The sequence below is a fragment of the Pseudoalteromonas sp. SG43-6 genome (assembly GCF_014164365.1).
Lineage (GTDB): Bacteria > Pseudomonadota > Gammaproteobacteria > Enterobacterales > Alteromonadaceae > Pseudoalteromonas > Pseudoalteromonas rhizosphaerae.
Window position 1 is genome coordinate 23025 of record NZ_JACJEZ010000056.1, and the last position, 6000, is coordinate 29024.

Sequence of the window (6000 nt, forward strand, 5' to 3'; positions counted from 1 at the left end):
TAGTCTCGCAACCATATTGATAACTTGTGATGTTAAGAAACCTAAAATTACATAAAAAAATGCCATCACTAAAGTGTATTTAACTATCCGCGTAACCCTCAAGATCTCCCCCTGTATTACAGTTTTTATAACCAATACAGTTTAAAATAAAAATGCAAAGACTGGTAGCTTTCCAGTTTTTTCATTAATAATGACCCGCAAGCTCCCTAGAGCTTTGCCACTTTAACCTTTCTCCTTGCAAACTCGCTAACTGATTTGATCCAAATCAACTTCTGTATCACTGCTAATCAACTTAGGAAAATAGCTTGATCTGGATCATAACAACCTAGTCAAACTGTCTCTATCATTAATCCATAGACATTAGGAGGCATTTATGGACGTATTCTTCAGAGACTTTTTTAGTGACCCAGTACTATTTTTATCATTTGGTTTTCTGGGAGTAGTGATCAGTTTATGCCTTTTCTTTGTGTACTTTTTTATCAAAAAAGTACATGACGACAAAACACCCAATCAGAATTAAGCACGACGCACAAAGCCCCTATCAAGTTATTTGATTAGGGGCTTTTTATTATTAAAAGTTTGTTACACTAGCGATTCTATTAGCTAAACATGTTTTAACTTATGTCTACAGATTTCAAGCCAGCTTGGTGGATGACTAATCGCCATGTGCAAACCATTATGCCACGGTTTTTTCGGCCTTTTCATAATACTCGCTACCAATTAGAGCAGCTTGATACTCCCGACGGCGATTTTTTAGAGCTCGCTTGGTCACAACCCAAAAACGATAACGCGCCGCTGGCAATTGTATTGCATGGCCTGGAAGGTAATATCAATAGCTTTTATGCAAAAGGCATGATGAAAGCCCTCAAAAAGCAGGGGTTTAGTGTTGTTTTAATGCATTTTCGTAACTGTTCTACTGAAGTTAACCGCCTACCCCGTGCATATCATAGTGGCGAAACCGGCGATCTCGATTTTTTTATAAAACAACTTAAGCAGCAGTTTCCAGATCGCTTGATGGTTGCAGTTGGCTTTTCACTCGGCGGTAACGTACTGGCCAAATACTTAGGTGAACAAGGCGAACAATGTTTACTTGATGGCGCGGCGGTTGTTTCAGCTCCTTATGATTTGTCGCCATCATGCCAAGTTATTCGTAAAAGTTTGGCTAAGATTTATCAAAAGTATTTACTCGATCGCATGAAAAAATCGATGCAGCGTAAATTACCGCAAATCACAAAACAGATTGATTTAACACCAGATCAGCTAATGGAAATTGATGATTTATGGCAGTTTGACGATAAACTGACAGCTCCTTTACATGGTTTTATTGGTGCTGAAGATTACTATCAACAAGCCAGCGCTAAGCCTTATTTAAAACACATTACAACACCCACATTAATTGTTCATGCGAAAGACGACCCAATGCTGTCAATTAAAGCTGTACCCAGTAGGCAAGATGTTAGTGAGCATGTTACGCTGCAAGTCTCAGAAAAAGGCGGCCATGTTGGCTTTATAAGTGGAAAAAATCCATTTAAACCGATTTATTGGTTAGAGCATGTAGTGCCAGATTTCTTCACCCAAATCGTCAAAAAAGAGCAGCTATGATCATTCCCCATGAGCAACTAGATAAAGACACTCTATACAATTTAATTGAAAGTTATGTGCTACGTGAAGGCACCGATTACGGTGAGCAAGAATTCAGTATTGAAAGTAAAGTGGCGCAAGTAAAACAACAACTACAAAATGGCGATGCCATGGTGTTTTTTTCAGAACTGCACGAATCAGTTACTATTATTTCTAAAGGTGAATTTAAAGCACTGCAAAGTGAAACACAATTTAACGAGTAAACTTGTAACCCTAGTTGTAAAAATAGACAATGGCTTTTTTACTAAAAGAGCCATTAAAAATGATAAAACTAAGCTCAGTAGTTATTGCCGTTGCACTTGCTTTATCAAGCCAAGTGCAAGGTGCAGACATTAGCGCATCAGCTAAAGCAATTAAACTCACCAAAGACACTATTTTAATCGATACTCATATCGATGTGCCGTACCGTATTCATGCTAAATGGGCTGATGTTACTAAAGCCACTGATGACGGTGATTTTGACTACCCACGCGCAGTTAAAGGTGGCTTAAATGCGCCATTTATGTCGATTTATATTCCTGCGCATTTGGAGTTTGAAGGGAAAGGTAAAAGCTTTCAGCTAGCAAATCAACTCATTGATAGTATGGAAGCAATTGCCCAGCGCGCTCCTGACAAATTTGCTATTGCCGATTCAACGAACGATATTAAAAAGCAGTTTAAACAAGGCAAAATGTCGATAGCAATGGGGATGGAAAACGGCTCACCAATTGAAGGTGACATGGCAAACCTACAGCACTTTTTTGATCGTGGTGTACGCTATATCACCCTAGCTCATTCACAAAGCAACCATATTTCAGATTCATCTTATGATATTCGCCGTAAATGGAAAGGTCTAAGCCCATTTGGTAAAAAACTGGTTACTGAGATGAACAATATCGGCATGCTGATTGATGTTTCACATATTTCAGATGATGCGTTTTATCAAGTAATGGAGCTATCTAAAACACCGGTTATTGCCTCACACTCATCACTGCGCAAATATACGCCTGGTTTTGAGCGTAATATGGATGACGATATGCTACTAGCGCTGAAAAAGAACGGCGGGGTTATTCAAATAAACTTTGGTTCAAGCTTTGTAACCGCTAAAGCAGGTGATTGGGGCAAGCAGTTAAAGAGTAAAAAGGAGTCGGCAAAAAAAGAAGGCACTAAATTAAGTCAAGATTTTGATGCCGCGTATCGTGCTAAAAACCCGTATCCATTTGCGAGTCTTGAGCAAGTACTTGAGCATATCGATCACGTTGTTGAGCTAATTGGTATCGATTATGTTGGCATCGGCTCTGACTACGATGGTGTTGGCGATTCACTGCCAGTAGGCTTAAAAGATGTATCTAGCTACCCGAATCTAGTGCAAGGATTAATGGATCGTGGTTACAGTGACAAAGATATCAAAAAAATCCTCAGTGGCAATGTGCTGCGCGTATGGCAACAAGCCGAACAGTATGCAAAAAAACATTAATTGATAAATAATTAGGTCCTGAGGTTCAGGGCCTAATTACTCTTTGATGGCTGAAAAACCTCATTTATCAATTTCTCTTGAGACGTGGCCCCTGCCATTTTTATCAACTCATACATCGCTCCTGTTGTCGCAAATGTGCTTTGTGTACAGCTAAACGCGTCAAACAAGTTGTACTGGTAATGCGTTGACTCAGCTAGTAAATCACCTGAAGACACATCATATACAAAAAAATCAGCATAGGTATGAAGCGCATTTTCATCTTTATAATAACCGTCCTTAGATCTATATTTAAACGCGCCACTGAAAATCAAAACCGTGTCTACATTTTGTTGATTATTAAACTCAATGTTGCTCCATCGCGAGACGCCTACATCATTATTAATGATCGACATAGATTGCTTATTTAACGGCACTAATGTGGTATCAAAACCAGCAAAGCGCGCAATTATCCGCTGCGTTAGCAGCTCATTTAAATCCGTAGGGAGCGCATACAACTGCCGTTCATTGCTGAATACCGTAACCCCTGTATGCGTACAAAGTAAGTTATCACCAATCAGCGTAATCACACCAACTTTACCAAGCGGTTTGCGATTTTCTGCGATGCTGAGGGTTGCTTTTTTGACACTGTCTTTTTTAACCTTTTCTTGCTTTGTTGCGCACCCCGATAGGAGCAAAAACAACGCAATAAAAAACCACTTAAGTATATTCATATTTTTCTTTTCCGTGCTGTATACAACGACCAAACAACATGATGTTTGCAAAGAGAAGAGTCTCCTTGCTTAATTAAAAATAAAATTAATCTTCGTTATCAATCATACTTAGCGAATAAATTATAATACGCTGAAGCACACTTAACTTTCTACATCTTTTAACAGACTTATAGCCCCAAAAGCGGTAAATTACGCCTTTTCAAATATGGAGCCTCCACCACATGCCTATTAGTAAAGGATCAGTCGCAATAGCCCTTGCCTCAGCCGCACTTGTGGTCTCGTGTTACGGTACATTTTTCAAATCAGTGAGTTTACCTAACGACAAAAGTAGCACTGAACAGTCATCGATCATTGTTACTAATATGCCACTGAATAATGACGGCAACGAACTTTCAGTTACCCAATTGCATAACAAAATAATATCTTTACAGCGACAAGTGACTAGCCTAAAAATAAAAAATACTTCTATAGATCAAGAATATAATAACGATGACTTTAAGGAGTTAGTGCTTGCTGTACTGACGGAAAAAGAACAGCAAGAAATAGATGAAATGCGTGAAAGCAACCCACTTTACGGTTTTTATGCCGACTTACCACAAGACTATGAACTACGCATAAAGTCAGACTCTGACTATGCGAAAAAAATAACCACACAATTACGAGAGCAAATACTCGACCCAAATGCCACAGACATCGATAGACTCGCAGCCCTAACTCAACTACAAATGAATATGTATATTTTGAATAAATCAAAAATACCTGAGTATGACTTTGCGGTAGTCGATAATATTTTAGAGCTGGCCGCTAATAGTGATGATGAGAAATTCAAAATCCAAGCCATTGAAGTCATAACTCAAGCACCCGTACTCGATCAACGCCTGACTGAGCGCTTTACTTCACTACTGCAGCATGAGTCTAACGATTATATTCGCCGTTTAGCGGGGCAAGGCTTGATATCGCAATACTATCAATCGCAAAGCTCAGAAGATGGCAATAGCCAACAAATTGCCCAGCATATTTTATCACTTTACCAGCACACTAGTGATGATAATGTCCGCTCTGTACTTGATGAAATGATTGGCAATGAAAGCATGCTAGCAGAACTGCGAAAACATGCTGAAGGTTAAACGTATTAAAAAACGGCTCTCATTCTGATATAAAAAATTCATATTTCTACTCATGAAGGATTACTGAGTTTTAACTATACTGTTTTGCATAAGTCGCTAAATAAGCTATCGACATAACGCAATATGCGCACGATTAAAATTAAAAGTGGCATTACAATTAGCTATCAAGATAAAGGAAAGAAATCAGCGCCTGTCATCATTATGATTATGGGCCTTGGAGCGCAGCTAACAGTATGGCCTGATGAATTATATTTAGGCTTAGTAGCTAAAGGGTTTAGAGTCATTCGTTTTGATAACCGCGATACTGGTCTTTCAAGCCAACTTGAACAATTTGGTAGCCCTAACCTATTCAAAATATGGCTAAATAAACGGTTACCTATTAAATCCCGCATCCCATACACCTTAGATGATATGGCAAATGATGTATTAGAATTAATGGCCGAATTAAAAATCAAAAAAGCGCATTTAGTCGGTGCATCTATGGGCGGCATGATTGCGCAAATTATCGCAGCTAAATATAAAAAAAAGGTCTTGAGCTTAACCTCAATTATGTCAAGTTCGAGTAAACCTAAGCTATCGGCGTCTAATTTAAAGCTATTTTTACAGCTTGCAAAACATCGTCGCGCCCAAGCCAGTCGTGATGGTGCTATTAATTACAACATTAAACTCAACCAGCTCATTGGTAGCCCTGCTTACCCACAAGATGAACAAACACTGCGTAAACAAGCCATTTTGGGCGTCGATCGTGCTTACAACCCGCGAGGTTTCAATCGTCAACTTGCTGCTATTGCAGCAAGTGATTGTAGGCAATACTTAATGGCAAAAATTAAAGCGCCTACTTTAGTGATCCACGGCAATCTTGACCCTGTGATACCTGTTTCAGCTGGAAAATTAACAGCAGTGCAAATCCGTAAAGCCAAACTAAGAATCGTCAACGGCATGGGCCATAACTTCCCGCCAGCATTAATGGTAAAAATGACCAAGTGGATCAGCAAACACGTTAAAAAAGCAGAACAAAAGCGCGCACAGAAAAAGTTAAAAAAAGCGGTAAGCGGTAAGCGGTAAG

At 39.2% G+C, this 6000-nt stretch carries 6 protein-coding genes; 5 read left to right on the plus strand and 1 reads right to left on the minus strand.

All coding sequences use genetic code 11. From position 1 onward, the window contains the following. The first annotated feature begins 621 nt into the window (after positions 1 to 621). Genes H5201_RS19025 through H5201_RS19035 form a run of 3 tightly spaced genes read left to right on the plus strand, consistent with a single transcriptional unit; the run spans position 622 to position 3097 of the window. The gene (locus H5201_RS19025; RefSeq protein WP_145242394.1) at positions 622 to 1602 is read left to right on the plus strand and encodes a hydrolase; all 981 of its coding nucleotides are present in this window, start codon (positions 622 to 624) and stop codon (positions 1600 to 1602) included. After that, positions 1599 to 1844, plus strand: a complete 246-nt coding sequence (locus H5201_RS19030; RefSeq protein WP_145242392.1) for a YheU family protein — start codon at positions 1599 to 1601, stop codon at positions 1842 to 1844. The genes H5201_RS19025 and H5201_RS19030 overlap by 4 nt, the downstream gene beginning before the upstream one ends. A gap of 59 nt (positions 1845 to 1903) precedes the next feature. Continuing rightward, positions 1904 to 3097 carry a dipeptidase gene (locus tag H5201_RS19035; RefSeq protein ID WP_145242390.1) on the plus strand — a complete coding sequence of 398 codons (1194 nt, stop codon included), beginning with the start codon at positions 1904 to 1906 and terminating at the stop codon, positions 3095 to 3097. Positions 3098 to 3129: 32 nt separating this feature from the next. Here H5201_RS19035 and H5201_RS19040 read toward each other — a convergent pair whose 3' ends face one another. Next, on the minus strand, positions 3130 to 3807 hold the full coding sequence (locus H5201_RS19040) for a hypothetical protein (RefSeq protein ID WP_182785211.1): 678 nt from the start codon (positions 3805 to 3807) through the stop codon (positions 3130 to 3132). A 221-nt stretch (positions 3808 to 4028) separates the two neighbouring features. Between H5201_RS19040 and H5201_RS19045 the strand changes: the two genes are divergently transcribed. Next, positions 4029 to 4934 (plus strand): hypothetical protein, encoded by a 906-nt coding sequence (locus tag H5201_RS19045; RefSeq protein WP_182740771.1) that lies wholly within the window; start codon positions 4029 to 4031, stop codon positions 4932 to 4934. Positions 4935 to 5057: 123 nt separating this feature from the next. Further along, positions 5058 to 5999, plus strand: a complete 942-nt coding sequence (locus H5201_RS19050) for an alpha/beta fold hydrolase (protein WP_182785212.1) — start codon at positions 5058 to 5060, stop codon at positions 5997 to 5999. Position 6000: the final 1 nt, after the last annotated feature.